This window comes from Escherichia sp. 93.1518 (assembly GCF_013368915.2).
Classification (GTDB): Bacteria; Pseudomonadota; Gammaproteobacteria; order Enterobacterales; family Enterobacteriaceae; genus Escherichia; species Escherichia ruysiae.
Genome location: NZ_JABWMT020000072.1, coordinates 1 through 2,648 on the forward strand (window position 1 = coordinate 1; position 2,648 = coordinate 2,648).

1 protein-coding gene and 1 pseudogene are annotated in these 2,648 nt (G+C 33.6%); both read left to right on the forward strand.

The window, feature by feature from the left end; genetic code table 11:
* The first annotated feature begins 250 nt into the window (after nucleotides 1–250).
* Nucleotides 251–1,081 carry an AraC family transcriptional regulator gene (locus HEN21_RS22355; protein ID WP_183082948.1) on the forward strand — a complete coding sequence of 277 codons (831 nt, stop codon included), beginning with the start codon at nucleotides 251–253 and terminating at the stop codon, nucleotides 1,079–1,081.
* A gap of 1,157 nt (nucleotides 1,082–2,238) precedes the next feature.
* A pseudogene (locus tag HEN21_RS22360) lies at nucleotides 2,239–2,592 on the forward strand (ESPR-type extended signal peptide-containing protein); the annotation flags it as partial.
* Nucleotides 2,593–2,648: the final 56 nt, after the last annotated feature.

The following is a 2,648-nucleotide window of genomic DNA, read 5'->3' on the forward strand; positions in this document are numbered from 1 at the left end:
GTTCTGTTTAGATGTTATCTGTAACATCAAATGATTTGATTTCTGTCTTTTCATATTTTTTCATAACGTAATTATTATCAAAGTTAATAAATTCTATCATCATAGAGACTAATTATTTAGAGTCTCTAAAGTTAGTCGCAATGTCGATGAGAAACTTTTTACTGAGAGGTATTCATCTTTGCGTTATTTTCGAGTTTACAGAGAGGATACCCCATGACATTATATTCTTACAAAGCATGGGGGTGACTGTATGAATAGTCAAAATGCTTTAAGTAATATGAGGCTTGCTGTTAGAGGAGATATACCCGGTAACTCTACATTAGTTCTTAAAAAGATTAGGTTTTACAATTGTGCTATTATTTATCTTCGCAATGCCCAATTACTGGTTAAAACGATGGATGGAGGGATTATTAATATTCCACCTGAATCAATATGCTATATTGAGAAAAATACAGTCATTGATGTTACACTTAACGTGTTAGGTGAAGGCATGCCTTATGATATCTTTCATATAGATAACAATATGTTAAGTTGTATCTGTAAAGTCATGGAACCATTGTTACTGAATCCACATAAAGTTGGCCCTATGCGAAGTAGAATTTTTAATTGCATGGCGGATAAGACAGATACAGAGATATTTAAGATGATAATAGAAGCAAATGTTCCTCATCATAGACTAATTTATAATATTACTTATTTGTTATCTAAAGTTGATGACATTGAATCCTTGGTTTGCTCATTATCTGTTTCCACAGACTCTACTTTCACAGAAAAATTAAAGTTAATAATAGAATCTGATCTTTCAAAATCATGGCGGCTAGTTGATTTGGCAAATATTTTACATATGTCAGAAGTCTCAATTCGGAAAAAACTTGAAAAAGAAAATAATAATTTTAACAATTTGGTTCTGGATATTAGAATGCAACATGCAGCAAGACTGATAACTACGTCTGAAAAACATATTAATAGTATATCTGACGAGGTCGGATATGTTAGTACATCATATTTTATCCGTAATTTTAAAAGTTATTTTGGTATAACACCAAAACAGTTCTCCTTGAAAGTGAAAAGGAAATCATAATTAATATTGCATATCTAATAGCGATAAAAGCAGTTCTTACTGATTTTCAATCTATTTCCTGTGAGGTGAAAAAGGTATGCATTTTTAATAAATTTTACCCATCCATGATGAGTTTCTTTTCTATATCTTAAGAATAATGTTATTTTTTAACCAAAAGTGATGCTGTTGCGCAGGGAATATTTGGGGTATATCCCATAGAACTGAACGTTCATTCCCCCAAAATGAGAAGTTGAACATGCTTCCATAGCGATTAGTGTTCCGGACTCGAATCGTTGAACGATATCCTGCAATTTGGAGCATGAGATGTTTCTATTCTATGCAACAGAATCATCATTAATCCAGACGCAGACCTGAAAAACAGGCTTGGCAATATAACAATCCTGAACGTGTTCATGTGATATTACTCCCGGATTAATGCAGTCAGTAAAAGCATGGCACTGACTGCATTAAGAAGGGACGTCCATCATATCACGAAACAAAAGCTCCCACCGACATCGCCACTGAAGTCCTGCACCGTATCGGTGAACTTGTAACTATCCAGTATAATCATTCTATACACATTTATTGGCTTGAGGAGTCAACTACTTCTTAATTTTGGAGAGAAGAGTGTCAGGTGATACGTTAATTCGCCATTATCTACATATATAGCGGTTTACTTAAATAATAGCGAATTATTTACCCATGGGCTCAATTAATCTTCGAATATAAAAACATCCACAAGCTAAAACTATTATTGTTTTTCGAAAAAAATAAAAGAATATGATAAAATAATATTAGTATGCGAAATAAATGAAGAATTGCGCCTCGCAATGATATAAAATAAAAAACAATAAATACAAAAACACTTAAACGCCATATGGGGTTGTTTATTACTTGCTTTTATTTTTGTAGCTTTGTCCTTCATTATGTAATGTGGATATGGAGTTGCTATTATTTTTCTAAATAATCTTAGGTGGCGCAATGTGATTTAATTATTGCAATGTAAATATGCTAATTGCACTACTATAAAATCTGTATTGTGGATGTGCTTTTTACAGGCGTGGGCTGAATTTTTATTTTTTTACTGCAATTAATAAAGGTAACTGGAAGCTTATTTATTAATAAAGGCATAGTTCTATTTGTTGGTATTATGTTATAAACGTTATGGAGTCTTACCCGTGAACAGAATATATTCACTTAAGTATTGTCACCTTACTCAAGGGCTTATAGCTGTATCAGAATTAGCATCCCGAGTATCCTCTAAAACTGGTCGAAAACTTCTCGCTACATTTATAGTTTCCTCCTTGTCTTATGGTGCTGCTGAACATGCCTATGCAGCACAGATGGATACCCGAAATTTCTGGATCCGTGATTATCTCGATTTGGCACAGAATAAAGGCGTATTTCAGCCTGGAGCATATGGGGTAAAAACGCCATTAAAAAATGGTGGTGAATTCAGTTTTCCTGAAGTAACGATCCCTGATTTTTCTCCAGTATCCGCTAAAGGTGCAACAACTGCTATTGGTAATGCCTTAGACTGGCCCCCTGAATCTCCAGACAACCAATATCACTTATTTAAGTGATAGTC

Excerpts from the sequence above, each read along its gene's own strand:
- HEN21_RS22355 (WP_183082948.1), top strand. The coding sequence starts at position 251 with ATGAATAGTCAAAATGCTTTAAGTAATATGAGGCTTGCTGTTAGAGGA.